Source organism: Pseudomonas sp., from assembly GCF_028293835.1.
GTDB lineage: Bacteria > Pseudomonadota > Gammaproteobacteria > Pseudomonadales > Pseudomonadaceae > Aquipseudomonas.
The window spans coordinates 1-24,727 of sequence record NZ_JAQGNX010000127.1 but is presented as its reverse complement, the minus strand read 5'-3'; the positions used below and the strand labels follow the sequence as shown (position 1 = coordinate 24,727).

Below are 24,727 nucleotides of genomic sequence, written 5' to 3'. Positions count from 1 at the left end.
TATACGACAAAGCCACCCGAAGGTGGCTTTGTCCTACAATCAAACAAGCGCTGTTTAGTACGCTTTGCCCGTCTTGTAGAAGTTCTCGAAGCAGAAGTTGGTGGCGTCAATGTAGCCTTCAGCACCACCGCAGTCGAAACGCTGACCTTTGAATTTGTAGGCCAGAACGTTGCCTTCTTCGGCCATTTTCATCAGAGCGTCGGTAATTTGGATTTCGCCGCCTCTGCCCGGCGGAGTGTCTTCAATCATCTTGAAGATATCCGGGGTCAGGATGTAACGACCGATGATCGCCAGGTTGGACGGTGCATCTTCCGGCTTCGGTTTTTCCACCATGTGGCTGACACGGTAAAGGCCTGGGTGAATTTCTTCGCCAGCGATAACACCATATTTTTGCGTTTCGTCAGCTGGTACTTCCTGGATGGCGACGATGCAGCAACGGTATTTGTTGTACAGCTTGACCATCTGGGTCAGAACGCCGTCGCCTTCGAGGTTAACGCACAAGTCATCTGCCAGTACCACGGCGAAAGGTTCGTCACCGATCAGTGGACGCCCGCTGAGAATTGCGTGGCCAAGGCCTTTCATCTCGGTTTGGCGAGTGTAAGAGAAGCTGCACTCATCAAGAATACGGCGAATACCCACCAGGTATTTCTCTTTGTCGGTGCCCTTGATCTGATGCTCCAGCTCGTAGCTGATATCGAAATGATCTTCCAGTGCGCGCTTGCCGCGACCGGTAACGATGGAGATTTCCTTCAAGCCAGCATCAAGTGCTTCTTCTACGCCGTACTGGATCAGTGGCTTGTTGACCACCGGCAGCATTTCTTTGGGCATGGCTTTGGTCGCTGGCAAAAAGCGAGTGCCGTAACCGGCTGCTGGGAACAAGCATTTCTTGATCACATTCTGGCTCATATAATTCCCTAATAAAAAAGGCTGTGGCTGTTTGCGGCGCAGTCTAATCAGGCTAAGGGCACCTTACAATGCCCTTACTGGCCGTCCTTATGCCTTGGTAGAGGGATTTGCGTAAGGATAGTTCCATCAAAGATGACATTGCGCACGCCGAGATCCAGCGGTTATGAAGCGTAATGGCTGAGGAAAGTCTAGCTGAGCGCCCGGTCTGTGCGGGAATAATGTGCAGGCGATGACCATGCGCTCTATCATGGGCCGCTTGAATCATTTAACGAGATAGATCGATGTCGGAAGCTAAAAACGTAAACGGGTATTTGATCAATAAACTGCACGATGGACAGTGGTGGGTATCGGATGCCAGCGGAGAGGCCATTGCCGGTCCGTTCGCCTCAGAAGCAGCGGCCATTGAAGTCGCCGCCGTGTTGCAGGACCAACCCAAGGCGCACTCCCGTCGTCGCTCTGGCCCCAAGCCCTGATTCCGAGCCCGACTGCAGGGGTTCGCCACAGCGCAACTATTACGCAATCAGCCAGTCGAATTTTCAGTCTTGAAACACCACGGCCCTCATCAGTCCTTATTGCGAAGCATGAATACATGAACAGACTTTTACTGGTTATAGCGGTATCAGGGCTCACCGGCTGTGCGACTGCCTCCAGCACCGTCCTCAAAAATGGCCAACAAGGCATCAGCATCGATTGCTCGGGCGAAGCGATGTCATGGGACAGCTGCTATCAAAAAGCAGATGCCTCCTGCCCAGGCAAGGGCTACAACATTGTTGCTACCAATGGCACACCACAGCCCAATGAAAGCGACAAGACCCTCGGGGTCGATGTCGGCAACTACAAGAGCCGCAGTCTTGTGGTGATGTGTAAGTAAGCTGGAGGCTACGAGTTCAAGCTTCAAGCTCGACCGCGCGGCCGGCTTCTTGCTTCTGACTTGAAGCGCCTGGCTTGTAGCTGCCTTCAAAGATGTATCTCGGCAAACTTGATGCCCAACCCACGGACGATAACCACCACTTCGTCCAACTGGCTGAAAGACTCTACCTCGTCGCTGTCATCCACCAGAAAAAAACTTCTGCCCGCACTCTTCTTGAAAAAAACGATCCACTCGCCGGCAACGGCTGGATTCTGGATGATGTGCGTGGCTGAAATATGACCTTCGGCGTGACGTTGCTTAACCAGTTCGCGCTTCATTACCGCTCCATTTGCTGCATGTGTGCCTGCCCCATGTGTACAGGAACCAGTCGAACATCAGCCGGAAATGCAAGCAGTAGCGGCGTTCTGGATGTCTTTAGGACGGATTGGCACGTTGGATAAATGCTCATACAGCTTGATGGAGCTGCCGTTGTTCGTGCGGGTTTCAATCACCACGACCGCAGCAGGGTCTTTACTGAGATTCTGCGAGATAATCATGCGCAAGCCATCATGATGCGGCTCGACCAGCGGTGGTTTGCGGCTACCGGCAAGTTTATTGGTCAGGCATTCGGCATAGCCCTGTGGGCTTTTTCCAGAAATCACACTTAACGTCGGCGGTGTATGCTCCAGGTCGGCAACGGTCGCGCATCCGGTCATCGCAAGTGCCAAAACAACTACAGCTAATTTCATACAATCACTCCATTAAAAAACCTACGACAGGCTGGTGACCGAATAGATCCCTATTTAGGCACTTTTATCGGGTATAAACGCAATAAATCCATTCGCGACGAATAAATGGCGTCGCGCCCATGCTATCGTTTTGATTTTGCAGAAAAAGCCTTTTCGGAGACACCATGAAATTTGTACACCAGCGCGAACACCTCAACGAAGACGACCTGGTCGTTATTGAGTGTTCCCAGCTCTGCAACATCCGGCTGATGAACGATGCGAATTTTCGCAGCTTCAAGAACGGCGGACGCCACACCTACCACGGCGGTGCGTTTGACCGCTTCCCGGCAAAAATCGCTGCACCCAGCACCGGCTTCTGGAACATCACAATCGATACCACCGGCCGTAAAGCCGATGCGGGTGGCGGTCGCAAGGCCGTGTTCACTCACACTATTAAAATCGTTCGTCGCTCGGCAACGCGGCTGAGCTGATACGTTTTCTGACTTCCTGACTTCCTGACTTTTTTGTATCGAAAGCTGAAGCTGAAGCCCTGCATCTGAAAGGAGCCGCCTGTGAGCACCCCGACCGCCACCACCAAATACGCAATCAGTTACAAGCTCAATGGCGAACGCCGTTTTGAATTTGCCCAGTTGCAATCGGCTTCAGCGGAAGAAGCTACAGCGACCCTTGAAAAAATGCACAGCGGCAGTGACGATAAAATCACTGACGTTAAAGTCAGCAAGGCGCTCTAAAACGTTCCGGGCCGGGATTCGACCACAAGTGCCGGGTGTTTACCACCGTGAAGTCGGCAACCTGCACAAAACCCCCTTCACGGAGGGCACTGAATGCTTAGGCGCATGGGTTCAGAACCCACCACCCTGGACATGTTCGCCGACGAGGCAGTACAAGCGCCGCGCACCGAGCAAATCGGCCCACGCGCTTTTGTACTACGAGGTTTTGCGCTACCGCTGATCGAGCAAGTGCTGCCTGCTTTGCAGCAGGTGCTTGAACAATCCCCTTTCAGGCACATGATGACGCCTGGCGGATTTACCATGTCGGTGGCGCTGAGCAACTGTGGCCGCGTGGGCTGGGTCACTGACCGCAGTGGCTATCGCTACACTCGAATTGATCCTGAAACCGATGCGCCATGGCCGGCGCTGCCTGACGTCTTGCTGAAACTGGCGCAAACCGCAGCAGCCGAAAGCGGCTTTCCAGGCTTTACCCCGGACGCCTGCCTGATCAATCGGTATGTCCCTGGGGCAAAGATGTCGTTGCATCAAGATAAAAATGAGCACGGCTATGAATGGCCGGTGGTCTCGGTATCACTGGGGATTCCCGCAATTTTCCTGTTTGGGGGCATGGAGCGCAGCGACAAAACCCAACGCGTTGCGTTGTTTCATGGTGACGTAGTTGTCTGGGGTGGCGAAGACCGCCTGCGCTACCATGGCGTGCTACCGATCAAGCACGCTGAACACCCGTTGCTGGGTGAACAGCGAATTAACGTTACGTTTCGTAAAGCCCAATAACCCGAAATAGCCCCAACAGTGGATTCAGCTCGCTAACGGCTCGCTATGACCACTGGCTCTCGCCACGGCGGGACAGGCAGATCGGTGCAGATTCAATGCGGTATTGATGATGCCAATGTGGCTGAACGCCTGCGGGAAGTTACCCAGCATGCGCTTCTCCCGCGGGTCATATTGCTCAGCGAGCAGCCCGACGTCATTGCACAACCCGCTTAAGCGCTCAAATAGTGCCTCAGCATCGGCCCAACGTCCCATCAGCACATAAACATCGGCCAGCCAGAACGAACACACGAGGAACGTACCCTCGTGACCCGCGACCCCATCCACCGTCCGGTCTGCGTCGTAACGCAGCAATAATCCCTCTTGCATCAGGGCGTTCTCGATGGCTTGCACCGTGCCGACTACCCGTAGATCGTCGGCTGGCAAAAAGCCGGTCAACGCGATCTGTAGCAGGCTCGCATCCAATGATTGGGAACCATAGGTCTGGACAAAACTGCCCAACTGAGCATCGAAACCATTGAGACAGACGTCGGCATGTATTTCGTTGGCAATGGCCCGGTAATGGATCGCCAGAGCCCGGTCCTCGTCGGTTTTCGCTGACTGTTCGGCAAAGTACGCGTTGCGGTCAAAAGAGACCCAGGCCATGACCTTCGAGTGGGTAAAGTGCTGCGGATCGGAACGCATCTCCCAGATACCTTTGTCCGGCAAGTGCCAGACCTTCTCCAGAAACGGCATGATCACCTTGATGATCGCTGCACTGCGTGGCGGCCTTGGCAGCCCACCTTTAGCAGCCTGAGCCATGGCATCGGCAACTTCGCCGAAGACATCTAACTGCATTTGCGTCGCCGCCGCATTGCCGATGCGCACCGGCCTGGAATGTTCATAACCGCTGAGCCAAGGCAGTTCGTATTCTGGCAACCGCCGCTCTCCGCCAAGGCCGTACATGATCTGGATTTGTTCCGGGTTGCCCGCCACCGACCGTAGCAACCAGCCACGCCAGGCTTCGGCCTCTTCGTAATAGCCAAGGTTCATAAAGGCCAGCAGCGTCATGGTTGCATCACGTAGCCAGCAAAACCGGTAGTCCCAGTTACGCTCGCCACCCAGCTGCTCCGGCAACGATGTGGTCACCGCCGCAACGATGCCCCCGGTCGGTTCATAGGTCAGCGCCTTGAGGGTAATGAGCGAACGCTTGACTTGAGCGGACCACTGCCCGACTTCCGGACAGCGATCAGAAAATTTCAGCCAGAAATGTTCGGTTTTTTTCAGTGCCAACTCGCCATCGATCCCGGAGTGCACCGGATGATTCGACGCCTGATGGCTAAGGACGAAGACTTTGCGCTGGCCGGTCTCGACCAGAAAGTGACTGCCGGTGTGGTGATCCAGGGCGTGCAAATGGACAGGCGTATGCAGGATCAGCATCTCCGGCCCGGCGACGGCAGTCAGGGTGTGTTCATCTTTCATCTCGACCCACGGCACGCTGCTGCCGTAATCGAATCGAATCGCCAAGTCCATGTCGAACTCAACGCGACCCTCCAGTCCGACGACGATCCTCACCACGCTACTGGACGTCTCGGTGGGCATGAAGTCGATGAGCATGGCGCGACCGGTGTCGGTCTCGAACACCGTTTCCAGGATCAACGTGCCGTCACGGTAACGTCTTTCGGTGGTGATGACGGGATCGGTCGGGCTGATTTTCCAGCGGCCGTTATCGGCTTCACCCAACAATGCTGCGAAGCAGGCGGGAGCGTCAAATCGGGGGAAACACAGCCAATCCAGTGAACCGTCCTTGGCGACCAGCGCGGCAGTCTTGCAGTTGCCGAGCAATGCGTAGTCTTCAATCAGTGCGGCCATGGGCAGTTATCCGAAAATGTCAGTAAACGATTTCCGAACGGGCCCCCGCTCCAGGAGACCCGCAGGGTAATGTAATGTCGCCTCCGCCAGACCGTTGTCAGCTTAGCCGGCCCGGCAAAATGTAGCGTTTGATCGCCGTCGCTACGCCGTCTTCCAGATTGCTGCCAGTGACATGGTCTGCCTGGCTGCGAACACTTTCCTCACCCTGCCCCATGGCAATGGACAAGCCGGCCACACGAAACATTGCCACATCGTTGCTGCCGTCACCAATGGCAGCGGTGTGCGCGAGCGGGACGCCAAGAAATTCAGCCAGGACGGTCAAGGCATTACCTTTGTTGGCCGCCACCGCGTTAACGTCCAGGTAGTACACCTGCGACCGGGACGCCAACGCCAATCCGATAATCTGCGGATTGAGCTGTGCTTCAAGATCCTTGAGCAATTGATGGTCAGCGCTGGCTGCAACGATTTTGTCGATTCGATCCAGGTACGGATCGAAACTGCCGACCAGCACCGGATCGTAACCCAGCGTCTTGCGCTCATGGTCGACGTACGCTCCATTCAAATCGCGCAAAAGCCACTGGTCATCAGCAAACACCCAGACCGAACAGTCCCTGCCGGTGAACATGGCCAGCGCGTCCTCGGCCGCCGCCCGGGGAATCCGGTGGGCAGACAACACACGACCGTCTGGATGGGTAATCAGACCACCATTGAACGCCACCGTCGGCAGATCGATGCCCAAGGCTTCGATCTGCTGAAGCATGGCCCTCGGCGGGCGACTGCTGGCTAGAGTGAAACGAATACCTGCGGCACGTAATTCACCAATGGCGTCAATGTTGGCCTGACTCAAGCTGTGGTCAGGACGCAACAATGTGCCATCGATGTCCGATAACAAGAACTGGATGAGGGGCTGCGCTGGATCGCTCATTTAATGCTGCGCCATTCGCGACCGTCACGTTGCAGAAGTTCGTCGGCAGCCGTCGGGCCATCTTCACCGGCCTTGTACTGTTCGACCTGGGCGTGTTTAGCCCAGGCATCCAGGAACGGTTGCACGGCCCGCCAACCATTTTCGATGTTGTCTGCCCGCTGAAACAAGGTCTGGTCGCCGGTCAGGCAGTCGTAAATCAGGGTTTCGTAACCTGTCGACGGTTGCATCTCGAAGAAGTCCTTATAGGCGAACCCCAGCTCAATGTTTTCCATGTCCAGGGTCGGACCTGGGCGCTTGGCCTGCAGGTCAAACCACATGCCCTCGTTAGGCTGAATCTGAATTTTCAAGTAATTCGGCTTGAGTTGATCCACTTCCGTGTCGCGAAACTGAGCATAAGGCGCGGGTTTGAAGCAAATCGCAATTTCGGTGTCACGAGTGCTCATGCGCTTGCCCGTGCGCAAATAGAACGGCACCCCCACCCAACGCCAGTTGTCGATCATCACTTTCAGCGCGACGAAGGTTTCAGTGGTGCTGTCCGGCGCCACATTGGCCTCTTCCCGATAACCGGCGACACTTTTGTCGCCAATCGTGCTTTCAGCGTATTGGCCGCGCACCGAGTTGGCCAAGGCTTCTTCCTCGGTCCACGGGCGAATGGCACCGATGACCTTGGCTTTCTCACCGCGTACCGCATCAGCGCCAAATGCCGCAGGTGGCTCCATCGCAACCATCGCCAGCAGTTGGAACAAGTGGTTGGGCACCATGTCACGCAGTGCACCTGTGTGCTCGTAAAAGCTGCCACGGGTCTCAACGCCTACGGTTTCCGCTGCCGTGATTTGAATGTGATCGATGTAATGATTATTCCAGAACGATTCGAACAGGCCGTTGGAAAAACGGCTGACCAAAATATTCTGTACGGTCTCTTTGCCCAGGTAATGGTCGATCCGGTAAATCTGCTTTTCCGCCATGACTTTGAGCAAGCAGGCATTGAGGGCCACTGCGCTAGGCAAATCGGAACCGAACGGCTTTTCAATCACCACGCGACGGAAGTAGTCATCGGTTTCCAGCAACAGGCCCGATGAACCCAGACGCTTGGCGACTTCGCTGAAAAAGCGTGGAGCAGTGGCAAGGTAAAACACCGCGTTGCCAGTGCCGGTTGCTTTGATTTTTTCGCCGATGTCGCGGTAGGTGGAGTCGTCGAGGAAATCACCCTGGACATAACTGATACGGCTGGCGAGTTGGTCCCACAATTCCGGGTCCAGCGGCTCTGCCCCACCTTCGGCGACCTTGCTGGCGGCTTCCTGGCGGATAAAGTCCTCAAGCTTTTTAGCGAAATCGGCATCGCTAATGGCGTTATGGTCGACGCCCACGATGTGTATGCCGTTGCCAATCAATCCATCACGGCTCAGGTTATACAGCGCGGGCATCAGCAGCCGCTTGACCAAATCACCGTGGGCACCGAATAGAAACAGCGTGGTCGGCGGTGCAACTTTCGGTTCTTGCCTGGTTTTCGTGCGCGACAGACCCATTATTTTGGCCCCTCTTTGTGACCGCCGAAGCCAAAGCGCATGGCCGACAGCATTTTGTCGCCGTAGGTGCTGTCCTGGCGTGAGCGAAACCGTGCAAAAAGTGCGCTGGACAGCACCGGCACCGGCACCGATTGCTCCATGGCGGCATCAATGGTCCAGCGGCCTTCACCGCTGTCCGCCACTTTGCCGGAGTAGGCACTGAGCTGCGGGTCAATCGCCAAAGCGTCGGCAGTCAGGTCAAGCAACCAGGAAGAAACCACACTGCCCCGGCGCCAGACTTCAGCGATATCAGCGACATTGAGATCAAAGCGCTCTTCTGGCGGCAAGTTTTCCGAGTTTTTCATCTTGAGGATGTCGAAGCCCTCGGCGAACGCCTGCATCATTCCGTATTCAATGCCGTTGTGGATCATCTTCACGAAATGCCCCGCCCCAGCGGGACCGGCATGGATATACCCACGTTCAGCACGATCATCGGCCGCGTTACGGTCTTTGGTCCGCTCTACCGATCCGTAACCGGGAGCCAGGGTGTTGAACAGCGGATCAAGGCGTTGAACCACCTCGGCATCACCCCCGATCATCATGCAGTAACCGCGCTCCAGGCCCCAGACGCCGCCCGATGTGCCGACATCAACGTAGTGCAGTTGCTGCTGCGTCAGGGCCTGGGCGCGACGAATATCGTCTTTATAAAAGCTGTTGCCGCCGTCGATGATCACGTCGCCGGGCTCAAGCAACTCGCTTAGGGTATTGATCGTGTCTTCAGTAGGCGCGCCCGCAGGAAGCATGACCCACACTGCGCGGGGTTTATCCAGTCCGGCAACCAACGCCGCCAGGTCCACAACGGCCGTCGAGCCTTCTTTAGCGAGCGCGGCGCGGGAGCTCTCATCGCGGTCATACACAACCGTGGTATGGCCATCAAGCATCAACCGTCGCGCGATGTTGCCGCCCATACGGCCCAAACCAATAATCCCGAGTTGCATGTGGGTGTGCTCCTGAATACGAAGAAAGGGATGCCTCACCTTATAGCCCAGCAGTACAAAAAGGGTAGTCCAGAGCGTTCGGACCAGGTTTGCCATAGGCAGGGGGCATAGGTGAGCCTGCCTGATTCAATCTGTTTTCGCGATCAAGCAACGTTCGCGACAATTTAAAATAAAAAAGTTCCAATTTTGTATAAAAGAAACCAGAATCGCGCCGATAGCTCAGTAGGCTAAACGAAAAGTCATGCTTCAACGAAGCCTGAAAATCTCGAAACGCCTGACGCTGAGCCGATACACGTCTTTTTTTCGAGGCAAGCAATGGTCACCACCCTACTGGCAGCACTCCCACCCCAAACGCTGTTCGTGAGCATTCGCCGTGACGAGTTGCGGCAGCTCAAGGACGAAAACGCACAGTTGCAGCAAAAAATTGCTCATCTAACACTCATGCTCCAAACGTCCCTGCCGCTTGAGTCAATTCCCCCACTGCGTCAGTGAGCTAACCGGTCCGGGCGGCTCGCAGGTCTTCTTCGAGCCCCCTTCCCATGCGCCATTGTGCGCCGAGACTGTTGCTTCGGACCAGATACACTGACTAACGTTCCGCCCCCTTTCCCCTCGCCCGTCACTTGATGTGATTTCTTCACGTCCTCTCGGCTATACTTCTCGCCCTTTTCAAACGGCCCGGCTCTCGGGTGAAGAGATAGTCGGCCTGGCTTTTTGCCGCCGGATTCTCACGGGTTTATGTGCTGGAGCGCTTGATGGCGATTTTCAAACGGGGTAAGACGTCCCCGAAAGGTTTTGACTGGGCCGGGCTGTGCTGGCTCTTTGTGTTCTTTTGGTATTTTTCCGGCATCACCCAGCTGCTTATCCAAGTGACCGGGACTTCAGGCTTTGCCGGTTTCCGCCAGGCGTTCGTCATGAGCGCGCTGTGGCTTGTGCCAATGTTGTTGATCCCTTCTAAAACCCGCGTCATGGCTGCTGTCATCGGCGTCGTGCTGTGGTTATGTTCGCTGGCGAGCCTGGGTTACTTCTTCATCTACCAGCAAGAGTTCTCGCAAAGCGTCATCTTTATCATGTTCGAGTCCAACGTCTCGGAAGCCGGCGAATACATCACCCAGTATTTCGCCTGGTGGATGTTGCTGGCATTCCTGGCCCACACCGCTTTCGCGATATTCCTCTGGACTCGCTTGCGCCCGGTGCTAATGCCGCGCCGCAGGGCCTGGATCGCGTCAGCGTTCATCGTGTTCATGCTTATCGTGCTGCCGTTCTACAAGCAGATAGACCGGCACGGTGACATGGCAGGAGCGTTCGAAAGCTTTGAAACTCGCGTCGAGCCCGCGGTGCCATGGCAAATGCTGGTGGCTTACCACCGTTACGGCCAACAGCTGAACAGCATGCAAGGCATGCTTAAAAGCAGCAGCGAGATCCCGCCGCTGACGAACTTGAAGGACCAACAGGCCAATCTTCCAGCGACCATGGTGCTGGTGATCGGCGAATCAACCAACCGCCAGCGCATGAGCCTCTACGGTTATCCCCGCGAGACCACGCCCAACCTGGACGCGCTGAAAGACCAGTTGCAGGTATTTGATAACGTCATTACCCCACGGCCTTACACCATTGAAGCGCTGCAACAGGTGCTGACCTTCGCCAACGAACAGGACCCGGACCTTTACCTGAAAACGCCGTCGATCGTTAGCGTCATGAAGCAAGCCGGTTACAAGACCTACTGGATCACCAACCAGCAGACCATGACCAAGCGCAACACCATGCTCACGACGTTCTCTGAACAGACCGACGAGCAGGTCTACCTCAACAACAACCGCAACCAAAATGCGCGCCAGTACGATGGCGATGTCATCGAACCGTTTAACAAGGTTCTTGACGATCCGGCGCCGCGCAAATTCATCGTCGTCCATTTGCTGGGCACCCATATGAGCTACCAGTACCGCTACCCCGAGTCGTTCGACAAGTTTACCGACCGGACGGGCGTGCCAGCGGCACTCACTGATGACCAGGTGCCGATCTACAACACCTATGACAACGCAGTCTTGTATAACGATTTCGTGGTGTCTAGCCTGATTAAAAGCTACGCCAAGTCCGACCCAAACGGATTCTTGATGTACCTGTCCGACCACGGCGAAGACGTCTATGACGGCCCTAAATACAATGTGCTTGGCCGCAATGAGGCCGCCCCGACCGTACCGATGTATACGATCCCCTTCATGCTGTATGCCTCACCGAAGTGGCGCCAAACCCACAACTGGGACTTCTCCGCTATCAAGAGCCGGCCATTCAGCAGTTCGTCGCTGATCCACACCTGGGCGCAGTTGGCGGGCTTGAGCTTTGATCAGTTGGACAGTACCAAGAGCCTGGTGGGTTTTGACTTCAAAGAACGCCCACGCTTGATAGGTGACCCCTACGCACAGAAAGGCCTGACTGACTTCAGTCTGATGCGCGGCAACACACCCCCGCCCCCTGTAGCGAAGGTAGTCGCCCAGTAAGCGCTTAAGGCCCACCCACTTGGTGGGCCTTTTATTATACAAATACACCCACATATTCTGTTGATCGCCAATACGCCTGACGTACCTGAGCCGATATAAATCACTCCTTAACCCTCGCACGAAAACCGTTCAAATCCGTACAACTAGAACTATCCGCGCACCGATAAAATGCACGTCAGTTTTTTACCCGACTTTCCGCTTATTTTGTTGAAGCTTATTCTGGCCCCTTCATCGTCGTGTTGTTTCATTGTAGAACAATCAGACCAACGGTCTGAAGCACCGGCAGGCAAGGTGCGCGCCCCATAAAAGCGCATTCCACACAAAAAATGCCTTGTAATATCCTTCGCTAAAGCAGTCAGCTACGCCCCGACCCCTGCTCCAGACCCGTTTGGAAAAATATTCGAAACTTTCTACGACAACGGTGGGTCATCATGAAAGAGAGCCTAAGCTATTGGCATAACCCGAGTTCAGGCTCTGTCCCCTGTCCAGCTATAACGCATCCGGTAAATGGGTACTGTTCTTGCGTAGCGCTTGTGTGGACGCCATAGGATATGGCCTACAAGAAATTCAAAGCTGCACCAATCACTGCATTTAACGGGAGAGAAAGATGATTAGCGGCGCTGTCCAAACCCAGAAGGGAGAGAGTTTCAACCAGCCGGCAAGCGGGCTGACCCCTCTGCCGATCTTCGCCTCGACTAGCGCGCCACTGCTGCAACTGCCGACTTCCTCGCCAACGGTTACTCTGACGAATAAAAGAAAGATTCTATTCGTGACTTCGGAAATGGCTGACCTGGTAAAAACCGGAGGTCTTGGCGATGTGTCTGCCGCACTGCCGCGAGCGATGCGCCACCTGCACGATGTCAGAGTGCTGATTCCCGGCTACCCACAGGTTCTCAACAGCGGCAACCCGATACACGTTATTAGTCAATTGAGCGGATATGCCGGGCTGCCTCCATGCAAGATCGGTCGCATGGACATGAAAGACGGCCTGGTTATCTATGTGGTGATTTGTCCTGAGCTGTATGAACGCGAAGGCACACCGTATGGCGACAAGAATGGTCGCGATTGGGCCGACAACCACATTCGCTTCGCGCGCCTTGGTCTTGCCGCTGCGGATTTTGCAGGGGGCTCGGTTAAAACCCAGTGGTGCCCTGAACTGGTTCATGCCCACGACTGGCCTGCCGGACTGGCGCCTGCCTATATGAAATGGCGCGGCCAGACTACGCCAAGCATTTTCACCATCCATAACCTTGCTTACCAAGGGACGGTGAGTACCGGCTGCAACCGTGAACTGGGTATTCCTGACCAGGCATTGGGCACCGACGGTATGGAATTCTACGGCAAGCTCTCCTTTATCAAGGCGGGCATGGCTTACGCGAGCCATATCACCACGGTGAGCGCTACTTACGCTAAAGAGATAACCACCCCGACATTCGGCTGTGGTCTGGAAGGTTTTCTCCAGAGCAAAGCCGAGCAGGGTCTGTTGAGCGGGATTCCAAACGGGATTGATGCCAGTTGGGATGCAGCCACTGACGAGCACTTGATTTGCCGTTTTGAGCCCAACGAATGGCAGCGTAAGGAAATCAACGCCGACTACGTGCGTGAGCTGTTTGAACTTGAGCCGTCCCAGGGACCGCTATTTGCCGTGGTATCACGGTTGGTCTTCCAGAAAGGCCTAGACCTGACCATCGGTGTCGCTGAACACATTGTCAACCTCGGCGGCCAGATCGCAATCATCGGTCGTGGTGAACCGGAAGAAGAAGAGTCAATGAGGGAACTCGCCCTGCGCTTCCCCGGTCAAGTCAGTGTGCGTGTCGGCTTCAACGAGACTGACGCCCGGCGTATGTTTGCTGGCAGTGACTTCTTATTGATGCCGTCGCGCTATGAACCCTGTGGCTTGAGCCAGATGTATGCGCAGCGGTTTGGCTCATTGCCAGTGGCACGCAATACCGGTGGCCTGGCTGACACTATTGAAGACGGCGTCACCGGCTTCTTGTTTGAAGACGCGACCATCGAAAGTTACACCGAGGCACTCAATCGGGCGTTCAAAGTGTTCAATAGTCCCGAGTTGCTTAATGCCATGCGCTGCCGCGCCATGGCGGCGCCTTTCAATTGGACTCAAGCAGTTGAGCCGTATGCTGAGCTTTATCAAGAACTACTGAAAAAGAACGTGGGTGCTATCGCCCATCTCTAGAAGGGGTTGAACGGATGCCAATGCGCACGGATGAAAACTGGCGCCACGGCGCCGTATTGATGGATGCAGAACATACCCGGTTTGCCCTCTGGGCACCGGATGCCCGCGACGTAAGCGTTGAGTTTGAAAACCAGTCTTCTGTGGCGATGCTGCCACAGAAGGACGGCTGGTTTGTGCTGGAAGTCCGCTGCCCGGCAGGCACTCACTACCGCTTCCGCATCGATGATGAGCTTAAGGTGCCTGACCCAGCGTCAAGAGCCCAAGCGGACGGTGTGCATTCCTTCAGTGTGGTGGTCGATTCGTCAGCCTACCGCTGGCAACACACAGCCTGGACCGGAAGGCCATGGCATGAGGCGGTTATCTACGAACTGCATGTCGGGGTGCTTGGCGGCTATGCCGAGGTCGAAAAACACCTGCCACATCTTGCCAAACTGGGCATCACTGCCATTGAGCTGATGCCGTTGGCGCAATTTCCAGGTGATCGTAACTGGGGTTACGACGGCGTTCTGCCTTATGCGCCGCAATCCTCTTATGGGACTCCGGATCAACTAAAGCACCTCATTGATACCGCCCACAGCCACGGCCTGATGGTGATCCTCGACGTGGTCTACAACCACTTCGGCCCGGACGGCAATTACCTGGGCAATTATGCCAAGGGCTTCTTCCGCGACGATATAAAAACCCCGTGGGGCTCATCCATCGATTTTCGCCGCCGGCAGGTTCGCGACTATTTCATCGATAACGCTCTGATGTGGTTGTTGGACTACCGCTTCGACGGCCTACGTCTGGATGCTGTCCACGCCATCAACGACCCCACTTTCCTTCAAGAGTTTGCCCAGCAGGTTCGGCATCACGTCGAGGCGCCGCGGCAGGTATGGCTGAACCTGGAGAACGAGCATAACGAGGCCAGTCTGTTAGCGGAGGGCTTTGATGCTCAATGGAACGACGACGGCCATAACACCTTGCACGTACTGTTGACCGGTGAAAGCGAAGCCTACTACTCCGACTTCACCCAGGAGCCCACGCAAAAACTGGCCAGGTGCCTGGGTGAAGGCTTCGTTTACCAGGGGGAAAATACCCGCCACGGTCATCAGCGCGGCGAACCCAGCGGGCATTTGCCGCCCAGTGCATTCGTACTGTTTTTGCAAAACCACGACCAGATCGGCAACCGCGCTTACGGCGAACGACTGCCGTTATTGACCCCCGCTCCAGCATTGCGTGCAGCCACCGCACTGTTACTGCTGTCGCCGATGATCCCGTTGATGTTCATGGGTGACGAATGGGGCGCCAGCGAACCCTTTCTATTTTTCACCAGCCATCACGGCGAATTGGCCGACGCAGTGCGCGAAGGTCGTCGTGCCGAATTCGCTGATTTTCCGGCGTTTGCCGACGAAGAAAAACGCGAGCACATTCCCGACCCCAATGCTCACAGCACCTTCGAGGCGTCACGTCCGGCATTTGACGTGGTGTTCCTCGAAACCGATATAGGCAGCGACCACCAACAATGGCTCGCGCTATACACCCGGTTATTGGCGCTTAGGCATCAGCACATCGTGCCGCGTCTGCTCGGTGCGCGACCTTTAGGCGCGACTGTAGTGGGCCATGGCGCGGTCATTGCACGTTGGCAAATGGGTGATGGGCAAATACTGCGCATCGACCTCAACTTGAGCGAACATCCAGTCAAGGTTGTTGCATCCGAGCACGGCACCGTCGTTTTTGAGACTTTGCCAAATGCGGCAGAACTTTCTCGCCACGGCACCCTCAATCCCTACACGGCTATTGTCAGCCTGGTAGAGAACGATGTGTTGGAGGAACAGGATGAGTAATGAGCTACTCCAGAGATTGGCTACCCGCGCTGGTCTGTCAGTCGACTGGGTCGATGCGAACGGACGACCACAGACCGTTAGCTCCAACGTATTGTGTAAAGTCCTGGACGGCCTCGGCTACCCTGCCGATAGCGCCGAGGATATCGAATGCAGCCTGCAACGCCTGGACGATGCAGAAAAACAACGCGCCGCGCCGCCCCTGCTGACCGTCGATTACGGGCAGACCCTTGACCTGTCGGCCTGGTTCGCGCCTAACACCGCCTTTGTGCTGGAGCTCGAAGACGGCGGCACCCTCGACGCAGTACTGACCGACACGGCGCAGCTACCTGCGTTGGCTGCGGTGGGTTATCAGCAATTGATCATTGAGGGCCAGCGCCTGACGTTGGCCGTAGCGCCAAAAACCTGCTACAGCATCGCCATGGCCACTGAATCAGCCCGGCCTCGCGTCTGGGGTCTGACCGTGCAGTTGTATGCGTTACGCCGGCAGGGCGATGGAGGCTTCGGTGATACCCAAGCATTGGAAGTGTTCGTTCGCGCCGCCGGTGAGCGCGGCGCAGATGCCGTGGCCATCAGCCCCATGCACGCAATGTTCGCCAGCGACCCTCATCGTTACAGCCCCTACTCGCCCTCCAGCCGCCTGTTTCTGAATAGCTTGTATGCGGCGCCCGGTGCCCTCCTGGGAGAACGGGACGTGCGCATGGCGATTGAGCAAACGCAACTGGCCGATGAGTTCGAGCGTCTCGAAGCGCTGTCGCTGATCGACTGGCCAGCAGCAGCCGCTGCCAAATGGACACTGCTGCATGCGCTGTTTGAAAGCTTCAACAATGGCAGCCATCCGCTCAGTGAAGACTTCGCGAGTTTTTGCGACAGCGGCGGCGAAGCGCTGGAAAACCATTGCCGCTTCGAAGCCTTGCAGGCGGAGTGTGTTGACCGAGGAATGAGCCTTGACTGGCGCGAATGGCCGGAAGAATTCAAGGACCCTGAAGGCACGGCCATTGCTGAGTTTGCACAGCAGCACCCGGAGCAGATTCGCTTCCATGCGTTTACCCAATGGCTAATCGCACGGGGACTTGAACGTGCGCAAGTCGCCGCACGCAGCAGCGGCATGCGCGTGGGACTGATTGCGGATTTGGCGGTGGGTGCCGACGGCGCTGGCAGCCAGGCGTGGAGCCGACAAGACGAACTGTTGTCGTCCCTGACCGTGGGTGCGCCACCGGATGTTCTCAATCGCTCCGGCCAAAGCTGGGGTATCTCCGCATTCTCACCCGACGGATTGAAAAGGAATGGTTTTCGCGCATTCATCGAAATGCTGCGGGCTAATTTCGCCCATGCCGGCGGCTTGCGCATCGACCACGTGATGGGCCTGCAACGTTTGTGGGTCGTGCCGGTTGGCTCGCCGCCGAGCGAAGGCGCTTATTTGAACTACCCACTGGACGACATGCTGCGCTTGCTGGCCTTGGAGTCCTGGCGTTACAAAGCCGTGGTACTGGGTGAAGACCTTGGCACTGTGCCTGAAGGCATGCATGACAAACTGTCGGCTCGGGCCATTCTCGGCATGCGCGTACTGCTGTTCGAACAGGACAACGCGCACTTCAAACCGGTTTTGAAATGGTCCGACGAAGCCTTGGCCACTACCAGCACCCATGACCTGCCAACCCTCACCGGCTGGTGGAATGAAGTGGATATCGACTGCAGTCGGGAGCTGGGCCTGATCGACGAATATACCGAGCAGCAGGCCCGTGGCAATCGCCAACGGGAACGCGAAGGTCTGCATCATGCCTTGCGACAGGATCACGCCAATTTCCGTGACCGCCTCAGCGAATGCGAGCAGGTGATTGACGCAAGCGTGCGCTACCTCGGCCATACCCGCGCACCGCTGGTGCTGCTGCCCATGGAAGACGCCTTAGGCATCCACGAACAAGCGAACTTGCCGGGAACCACCGACAGTCACCCCAATTGGCGCCGGCGTTTACCCGGCGACAGCGCGAAATTGCTTGACGATGAAACCGCCGCTCGCCGTTTAGAGTTGCTTTCTCAGTCACGCCTGCAAGCCACAGAGCGTGACCAATGAATACGCCAATCAAGCCGTTGCAACCCCTGCGCGCCACCCAACGCCTGCAATTTCACAAGGACTTTACCCTAGACGACGCGGTGCCCCTGGTGCCTTATTTTGCGAGCCTGGGCATCAGCCACGTCTACGCCTCGCCGCTGCTTAAGGCGCGCGCCGGTTCAATGCACGGTTACGACGTCGTCGATCCAAGGGTGATCAATCCGGAGCTCGGCGGCGAACCGGCACTGCGGCGCCTGGTCAGCGCCTTGCGCGAACACGGCATGGGCCTGATTCTCGACATCGTGTCCAACCATATGGCCGTCGGCGGTGCGGACAACCCGTGGTGGCTGGATTTGCTGGAATGGGGTCGCCGCAGTCCCTACGCAGATTTCTTCGACATCCAATGGCATTCGCCCGACCCCCTGCTGGAAGGCCAACTGCTGCTGCCATTCCTCAGCAGTGACTACGGCGCCGTGCTGCAAGCGGGTGAGATTCCGCTGCGCTTCGACCCGGCGCAGGGTTCGTTTTACATCGAGCACTACCAGCATCGCTTCCCCATTAATCCGGGCTGTTTTGGCTCGCTACTGGAGGCGGCCCAATCCCCGGCGCTCAGTGAACTGGCTCAACGCTTCACCGCGCTTGACCAGTACCCACAGGCTTACGAACGTGCGCGACAAGCCCGTGCCGAACTGGCTGATCTGGCACTGCAGCCGGACATCAAGCAAGCCATCGAAGGGGGACTGAAGCACTTTGATTCCAGCGAGCCCGACGGCTTCGAACGCTTACACCAGCTACTCGAACGTCAGCACTACCGTTTGGCCAGTTGGCGTACGGCGGGCGACGATATCAACTGGCGGCGTTTTTTCGACATCAACGAACTGGGCGGACTGCGTGTCGAGCGACCGAATGTGTTCGAGGCTACCCATGGAAAAATCTTCGAAATGATCAGCGAGGGCCTTGTAGACGGCCTACGCATCGATCATATCGACGGCCTCGCCGATCCGCGCGGTTACTGCCGCAAGCTGCGGCGGCGAGTCGAGGGCCTGCTGGCGAAACGTCCCCCTGCAACCCAACTGAGCCATGTGCCGATCTTCGTCGAGAAAATTCTCGGCCCGGATGAACAACTGGCGCTGGACTGGGGCGTTGATGGCACCACCGGTTATGAGTTCATGAACCAGGTGTCATTGCTGCAACACGACCCTCAAGGTGAAGTGCCTCTGGGCGAATTGTGGAATCGGCTCAGCGAGCGCACCGCCGACTTTAACCAAGAAGTTCTGGAAGCCCGGGACTTGGTGCTGCACGGAACGTTGGCTGGCGATTTTGAGAGCGTTGCCCAGGCACTGCTGCAGGTGGCCCGCAGTGATCTGATGAGCCGGGATTTGACCTTCGGCGCGATTCGCCGGGCGTTATTGGCATTGATCGTGAACTTTCCGATTTACCGTACCTACATCAGTGCGTGTGGTCGCTCCGCTGAAGATGACCGGTTTTTCCAGCAAGCGCTGGAAGGCGCACGACTTAGCCTAGGCGAGGCCGATTGGCCGGTATTGAATTACTTGCAACGCTGGTTGGGTGGTCAACCCTGGCGTCAATTGCCGTTGGGACGTTTGCGCAAGATTCACCGCAATGCCTGCGTACGTTTTCAGCAACTGACGTCGCCGGTGGCCGCGAAATCCGTTGAAGACACCTCGTTTTATCGGTCCGCTGTGTTGCTGTCACGCAACGACGTTGGTTTCCATCCTCAGCACTTCAGCGCCCCGATCAAAAGCTTCCATGACGCCTGTCAACGCCGGGTCGAATTTTTCCCGGACAATCTGTTGGCCACCGCGACTCATGATCACAAACGCGGTGAAGACACCCGTGCCCGGCTCGCGGTATTAAGTGAGTGCGCCGGTTGGTACGCCGAACAAGTCGAGCATTGGCGACAGTTGGCCGCACCGCTGAAAAGCGCCGAGGTCAGTATCAGTGCCGGTGACGAGTTGATGCTCTATCAAGCATTGATCGGCAGTTGGCCACTGAACATGGAAGGCGAGCCGGCATTCGAAGCGTATGCCGAGCGCCTGGTTAAATGGCAGGAAAAAGCACTGCGCGAGGCCAAACTGCAAAGTAGCTGGAGCGCGCCCAACGAACCCTATGAAAGCGCATGCCGAGCATTTCTCAAAGCCCTGCTACTGGCACCGGAGGGACTGGCCCTGCGTCAATCGGTGGGTGCCACCGCCAATCGCATCGCCGCCGCCGGTGCTGTCAACAGCCTGACCCAGACGATGCTGCGGATCACCGCACCCGGCGTACCGGATTTGTACCAGGGCACTGAGTTCTGGGACTTTACGTTGGTCGACCCCGACAACCGGCGCCCCGTGGATTACCCCGCCCGGGTCGAAGCCTTGACGCAAGCCCTGACCCCGCAAGCGTTGATCGAGAGCTGGCAAGATGGACGGATCAAGCAGGTGTTGATTCACCGCGTATTAACGGTTCGAGCAGAGCACTCTGAGGTGTTCAGTCGCGGTCGTTATATACCGTTGCAGGTGCTTGGTGCACAGGCCGAACACGTCGTCGCGTTCGCACGGGAACGTGAAGGAAAGTATGTTGTTGTCATCGCACCGCGATTAATCAATGAACTATTGGGCACCGCGCAAACTCCATTGATCAATGCAGAAAGTTGGGGTGATACGCGAGTGGTAGTACCGTTCGCCGAGACGGGCCATCGCTGGAAGGGACTTTTTTCCGAGGTGGCAGTCTCAACCGATAAGGAGCTGCTGCTCAGTGCAGCGCTCGACACGTTTTCTGTAAACCTGATTATTCAAACTGTGTAATACCTGGGAGTGCCGAGATGAGTGCCGACGAGAAACGTATTCGGGATTTTGCGTACCAAATCTGGGAGTCAGAAGGGCAACCTGAGGGCGAGGAAGAACGCCATTGGGAAATGGCTCGCAAACTGGCTGAAGCCGAAGCTCTGGCGCCCGACAAGAAAGATGTACGCAAGACGGCCAAACCTAAGCTGCCTAAGGTCGACGGTGCGGCAGACGCGACATCCGTAGCTTCCAAGCCAGCCGCCAAAGCCACTGCCAAGCCTGTGGCCAAAGCAGCTGCAAAGCCGGCAGTTAAAGCGGCACCGGCTGCACAATCCACCCCAGTGGCTGCACCGGTAGCGCCCTCGGCGAAAAAAGCCCGCGCACCGCGCAAGCCATCTGCGACCTGACTGTTCGTCGCCAAGAAGTGTATTACTGCAGGCATCGGCTCATTACCGATTACTGCCTGCAGTAGTTCTAACTGAAGATTAACTCCACACCGAGGCGCCCATGGCCGCGGTGAAGATTTCGGCCGCTCTCCAGAAAGCATTAATGCACAGGAAACGTTATGAGTACGCAACAAGCACCTACTAAAGACAAGGCTGCAAAAGAGTCTGACAAATCGGCGCTAGAAAGCGCAGATATAGCACAAGTCACCTCGCGCATACGCGAAGGCCTGCCCTTCCCGCTTGGCGCTAACTGGGACGGTTTGGGGGTGAACTTCGCGCTGTTCTCGGCGAACGCCACTAAAGTTGAGCTGTGCCTGTTTGATTCAACCGGTGAAGTGGAACTCGAGCGCATCGAGCTGCCTGAATACACCGATGAGATTTTCCATGGCTACTTGCCCGACGCCCACCCTGGGTTGATCTATGGCTACCGGGTTTATGGTCCTTATGACCCGCAAAACGGTCATCGCTTTAACCACAACAAACTGTTGATCGACCCCTATGCGAAACAGCTGGTCGGCGAGCTGAAATGGTCGGAGGCACTCTTTGGCTACACCATTGGTCATGAAGACGGCGACCTTAGTTTCGACGAGCGCGACAGCGCGCCCTTTGTGCCGAAAAGCAAAGTCATCGACCCTGCTTACACCTGGGGCCGCGATCACCGTGTCAGCGTGCCGTGGGACAAAACCATCATATACGAGACCCATGTCCGCGGATTCACCATGCGCCACCCGGCCGTTCCCGAGGAGCTGCGCGGGACGTTCGCCGGGTTGAGAAACGACGAAGTCATCGAGCACATCCGCTCACTGGGCGTGACCTCCGTGGAGTTGCTGCCCATCCATGCGTTTGTCAATGACCAGCACCTGTTGCAAAAGGGCATGACCAATTATTGGGGCTACAACAGCATCGCCTTTTTTGCACCGGATCCACGTTATCTGGCTAGCGGCAAAATCGCTGAGTTCAAGGAGATGATCGCGCACCTGCACGAAGCCGGATTGGAAGCAATCCTCGACGTGGTGTACAACCACACGGCTGAAGGCAACGAGCTCGGTCCTACCCTGTCGATGCGTGGCATCGATAACGTCTCGTACTACCGTCTGATGCCTGATGACAAACGTTTCTACATCAACGATTCCGGCACCGGTAACACCTTGGACTTGAGCCACCCGTGCGTCCTGCAGATGGTCACTGATTCCTTGCGTTACTGGGCCACCGAAATGCACGTCGACGGTTTCCGTTTCGACTTGGCAACCATTCTCGGCCGTTACCATGATGGTTTTGATGAACGCCACAGTTTCCTCGTGGCTTGCCGCCAAGACCCGATATTGCGCCAGGTGAAGATGATCGCCGAGCCTTGGGATTGCGGTCCCGGCGGATACCAGGTGGGTGGTTTCCCGCCGGGCTGGATGGAATGGAACGACAAATTCCGCGACACCGTGCGCGCATTCTGGAAAGGCGATGAGGCTCAATTGTCTGATTTCGCAGCACGCATGACCGCGTCCGGGCAGATGTTCAACCAACGTGGCCGCAGCACATTCGCCTCAGTCAACTTCATCACCGCCCACGACGGTTTTACCCTGCACGACCTTGTGTCTTATAACGACAAGCACAACGAAGACAACGACGAAAACAACCAGGACGGCAGTAATAACAACCTGTCATGGAACCACGGTGTTGAAGGCCCCACCGATGATCCGGAAATCAACGCTCTGCGCTTACGGCAGATGCGCAACTTCTTCGCCACGTTGCTGTTCGCCCAAGGCACGCCAATGCTAGTCGCCGGCGACGAGTTCGCCCGCACCCAGCACGGCAATAACAACGCCTATTGCCAAGACAGCGAAATCGGTTGGGTCAACTGGGACCTGGACGAAGACGGCAAATCCCTGCTGAAATTTGTTCGCCGTCTGATCAAGTTACGTAAAACCTATCCGATTCTTCGTCGCGGACGTTTCCTGGTCGGCGAGTACAACGAAGAAATCGGCGTCAAGGACGTCACCTGGCTCGCACCAGACGGTAACGAAATGACCATAGAGCAGTGGGAAGACGCCAATGGCCGCTGCCTTGGCATGCTGATGGACGGCCGGGCGCAAGTTACCGGCATTCGTCGCCCTGGGGCCGATGCCACGTTGATGCTGGTGGTCAATTCGCACCATGACATGGTCAATTTCAAGTTGCCGGAAGTGGCTGAGGGTTTTCACTGGACGTGCCTGATCGATACCAACCAGCCCGACATCCGCGGTAAAGAGCAACTGCCCTTCGGAACCGATTACGCAGTGACCGCACGCTCTCTGTTGTTGTTTGAACTGCACCACGAAGAGCAAGCCTGACCTAGGCGCTTAGCGAATACCTCAGCTGGCGCAAGCACGGTGATGCCGATGCCAAAGCGCCGGGTGAGTGCTGGCAAGGACGTGGGGTTTATGAGCGAAAAATTGATTCTTGGTGAGGGTACTTCGCTGCACGCATGGGATCACTCCACACATCTGGCACAACTGCCGGTTATTAGTGCCGAAATACTGGTCCCGGTCAGTTCGCGTGCGGTCATTGTGGCGCCGCACCCTGATGACCAAGTGGTGGGCTTTGGCGGCTTGATGCAACAGTTGGGGCAACTGGGACGCACCATGCAGCTCATTTCGATCATTGATGGCGATCCCAGCCAGCCCGGTTCCACTACATGGCCTACAGAGCGTGTGGCGGCAGTACGGCCGAAAGCGTCCAGCGAAGCGCTGCAGCGCCTCGACCTGCCCTTGGATAGCGTGCAATGGGTCCGTGGTGGTTTCAGCGACAGCGCCGTCGCCCGGGAGGAACAGGCGCTGAGCCTGTTTATTGAGTACCAGCTGCGCCCCACCGACGTGGTATTCGTAACCTGGGAGCTAGATGGCCGTAGCGATAATGAAGCGGTCGGTCGCGCGGCTCTGCAGGCCGCACGGAACGCCGGTGCGCAGTGTTATCAGGTTCCCCTATGGACGTGGCACTGGGCTCAGCCGGAGGATGAATCAATCCCTTGGCAACGTGCCCGCAAAATCCTGCTTGACCCGATGACCATTGCGCGCAAACGCCATGCGGCAGACGCGTTTGCCAACCCCCTACAGGGCGATCCGGACATCAGCCTCTCTCCTGTGCTGACTGCCACTGTGTTAGAGCGCTTGTTACAGCCCTTTGAAGTAGTGTTCTTGTGAGCTGGGGTTACTGCAGGGAGCTCTCCATTCACTCCTGATGCGCAGTTTGCATCCCGGCCCGGCTTGGTTGCCCGATGGTTTCAGCAAAGAAACGTGCGGCGTCAGCGGTGAGGTTACGGTGGATATCGACCCGGTCTACGCCTTCGGCGTCGGTGCACAGGATGGCTTGTGTCGCCCGCTGTTCATCCGTGCACGGCGCAAGAAACACGAAGTGCCCAGCGCCCGGCAGCAGCTTGAAATCCGGTGCGTTAGGTAGTTTACGCGCCAGCGCCTCAGCGTTTTTATCCAGTGCGACCAGTTGGTCGCCGTCGCCGCTATACATCAGCACCGGCACATGCACATCGGCCAGCGCCTGGCGACCGAACATCAAACTCAGCGGCGCCATGAGCATCAAAGCGCCGACCCGAGGATCAGCCTCGGCGCGCAGGTCGTCCCGATCGGCAACCAATTCGCCTCGGGTCTTGCAAG

21 protein-coding genes and 1 pseudogene are annotated in these 24,727 nt (G+C 56.7%); 14 read left to right on the top strand and 8 right to left on the bottom strand.

What is annotated here, in order from left to right:
• Nucleotides 1–54: 54 nt before the first annotated feature.
• Nucleotides 55–894: a UTP--glucose-1-phosphate uridylyltransferase GalU gene (gene galU / locus JWR17_RS17690; RefSeq protein WP_299833390.1), complete on the bottom strand. Its 840-nt coding sequence runs from the start codon at nt 892–894 to the stop codon at nt 55–57.
• A 293-nt stretch (nt 895–1,187) separates the two neighbouring features.
• Here galU and JWR17_RS17685 point away from each other — a divergent pair, with 293 nt between their 5' ends.
• Nucleotides 1,188–1,379 carry a hypothetical protein gene (locus JWR17_RS17685; RefSeq protein ID WP_299833243.1) on the top strand — a complete coding sequence of 64 codons (192 nt, stop codon included), beginning with the start codon at nt 1,188–1,190 and terminating at the stop codon, nt 1,377–1,379.
• A 116-nt stretch (nt 1,380–1,495) separates the two neighbouring features.
• Nucleotides 1,496–1,777 carry a hypothetical protein gene (locus tag JWR17_RS17680; protein WP_299833242.1) on the top strand — a complete coding sequence of 94 codons (282 nt, stop codon included), beginning with the start codon at nt 1,496–1,498 and terminating at the stop codon, nt 1,775–1,777.
• An 86-nt stretch (nt 1,778–1,863) separates the two neighbouring features.
• Here JWR17_RS17680 and JWR17_RS17675 read toward each other — a convergent pair whose 3' ends face one another.
• Nucleotides 1,864–2,094, bottom strand: coding sequence for a hypothetical protein (locus JWR17_RS17675; RefSeq protein WP_299833241.1), 231 nt, complete (start codon nt 2,092–2,094; stop codon nt 1,864–1,866).
• A 57-nt stretch (nt 2,095–2,151) separates the two neighbouring features.
• Nucleotides 2,152–2,505, bottom strand: a complete 354-nt coding sequence (locus tag JWR17_RS17670) for a hypothetical protein (protein WP_299833240.1) — start codon at nt 2,503–2,505, stop codon at nt 2,152–2,154.
• A 164-nt stretch (nt 2,506–2,669) separates the two neighbouring features.
• Between JWR17_RS17670 and JWR17_RS17665 the strand changes: the two genes are divergently transcribed.
• The 3 genes from JWR17_RS17665 to alkB all read left to right on the top strand — a co-directional run bounded on the left by JWR17_RS17665 (nt 2,670) and on the right by alkB (nt 4,010).
• Nucleotides 2,670–2,975, top strand: coding sequence for a DUF1883 domain-containing protein (locus JWR17_RS17665; RefSeq protein ID WP_299833237.1), 306 nt, complete (start codon nt 2,670–2,672; stop codon nt 2,973–2,975).
• A gap of 81 nt (nt 2,976–3,056) precedes the next feature.
• Nucleotides 3,057–3,236 (top strand): hypothetical protein, encoded by a 180-nt coding sequence (locus JWR17_RS17660; protein ID WP_299833236.1) that lies wholly within the window; start codon nt 3,057–3,059, stop codon nt 3,234–3,236.
• Between the two features lie 93 nt (nt 3,237–3,329).
• Nucleotides 3,330–4,010, top strand: a complete 681-nt coding sequence (alkB, locus tag JWR17_RS17655) for a DNA oxidative demethylase AlkB (protein WP_299833235.1) — start codon at nt 3,330–3,332, stop codon at nt 4,008–4,010.
• 24 nt (nt 4,011–4,034) lie between these two features.
• On the opposite strand, the gene JWR17_RS17650 is transcribed toward alkB, so the two are convergent.
• The 4 genes from JWR17_RS17650 to gnd form a co-directional block, all read right to left on the bottom strand.
• On the bottom strand, nt 4,035–5,858 hold the full coding sequence (locus JWR17_RS17650) for a glycoside hydrolase family 15 protein (RefSeq protein WP_299833234.1): 1,824 nt from the start codon (nt 5,856–5,858) through the stop codon (nt 4,035–4,037).
• Nucleotides 5,859–5,955: 97 nt separating this feature from the next.
• Nucleotides 5,956–6,783, bottom strand: coding sequence for an HAD family hydrolase (locus JWR17_RS17645; protein WP_299833233.1), 828 nt, complete (start codon nt 6,781–6,783; stop codon nt 5,956–5,958).
• Entirely contained in the window at nt 6,780–8,309 is a 1,530-nt protein-coding gene (zwf, locus tag JWR17_RS17640; protein ID WP_299833232.1) for a glucose-6-phosphate dehydrogenase, read from the bottom strand. The genes JWR17_RS17645 and zwf overlap by 4 nt, the downstream gene beginning before the upstream one ends.
• Nucleotides 8,309–9,382: a phosphogluconate dehydrogenase (NAD(+)-dependent, decarboxylating) gene (gene gnd / locus JWR17_RS17635; RefSeq protein WP_299833231.1), complete on the bottom strand. Its 1,074-nt coding sequence runs from the start codon at nt 9,380–9,382 to the stop codon at nt 8,309–8,311. The genes zwf and gnd overlap by 1 nt, the downstream gene beginning before the upstream one ends.
• Nucleotides 9,383–9,601: 219 nt before the next feature.
• Between gnd and JWR17_RS17630 the strand changes: the two genes are divergently transcribed.
• The 9 genes from JWR17_RS17630 (at nt 9,602) to JWR17_RS17590 (ending at nt 24,259) form a co-directional block, all read left to right on the top strand.
• Nucleotides 9,602–9,778, top strand: coding sequence for a DUF6026 family protein (locus JWR17_RS17630; protein ID WP_299833230.1), 177 nt, complete (start codon nt 9,602–9,604; stop codon nt 9,776–9,778).
• Between the two features lie 260 nt (nt 9,779–10,038).
• Nucleotides 10,039–11,781 carry a phosphoethanolamine transferase CptA gene (locus JWR17_RS17625; RefSeq protein ID WP_299833228.1) on the top strand — a complete coding sequence of 581 codons (1,743 nt, stop codon included), beginning with the start codon at nt 10,039–10,041 and terminating at the stop codon, nt 11,779–11,781.
• 607 nt (nt 11,782–12,388) lie between these two features.
• Nucleotides 12,389–13,975 carry a glycogen synthase GlgA gene (glgA, locus tag JWR17_RS17620; protein WP_299833227.1) on the top strand — a complete coding sequence of 529 codons (1,587 nt, stop codon included), beginning with the start codon at nt 12,389–12,391 and terminating at the stop codon, nt 13,973–13,975.
• A 14-nt stretch (nt 13,976–13,989) separates the two neighbouring features.
• On the top strand, nt 13,990–15,801 hold the full coding sequence (treZ, locus tag JWR17_RS17615) for a malto-oligosyltrehalose trehalohydrolase (protein ID WP_299833226.1): 1,812 nt from the start codon (nt 13,990–13,992) through the stop codon (nt 15,799–15,801).
• A complete protein-coding gene (gene malQ, locus JWR17_RS17610; protein WP_299833225.1) occupies nt 15,794–17,872 on the top strand; it encodes a 4-alpha-glucanotransferase in 2,079 nt (692 codons plus the stop codon). Before treZ ends, malQ begins: the two co-directional genes overlap by 8 nt.
• Nucleotides 17,869–20,661, top strand: coding sequence for a malto-oligosyltrehalose synthase (locus JWR17_RS17605; RefSeq protein ID WP_299833224.1), 2,793 nt, complete (start codon nt 17,869–17,871; stop codon nt 20,659–20,661). Before malQ ends, JWR17_RS17605 begins: the two co-directional genes overlap by 4 nt.
• A 17-nt stretch (nt 20,662–20,678) precedes the next feature.
• Nucleotides 20,679–21,047, top strand: a complete 369-nt coding sequence (locus tag JWR17_RS17600; protein ID WP_299833223.1) for a DUF2934 domain-containing protein — start codon at nt 20,679–20,681, stop codon at nt 21,045–21,047.
• A gap of 158 nt (nt 21,048–21,205) precedes the next feature.
• Nucleotides 21,206–23,410 (top strand): glycogen debranching protein GlgX, encoded by a 2,205-nt coding sequence (gene glgX, locus JWR17_RS17595; RefSeq protein WP_299833222.1) that lies wholly within the window; start codon nt 21,206–21,208, stop codon nt 23,408–23,410.
• 90 nt (nt 23,411–23,500) lie between these two features.
• Nucleotides 23,501–24,259: a PIG-L family deacetylase gene (locus JWR17_RS17590; RefSeq protein WP_299833221.1), complete on the top strand. Its 759-nt coding sequence runs from the start codon at nt 23,501–23,503 to the stop codon at nt 24,257–24,259.
• A gap of 28 nt (nt 24,260–24,287) precedes the next feature.
• Here JWR17_RS17590 and JWR17_RS17585 read toward each other — a convergent pair.
• A pseudogene (locus JWR17_RS17585) lies at nt 24,288–24,727 on the bottom strand (dienelactone hydrolase); the annotation flags it as partial.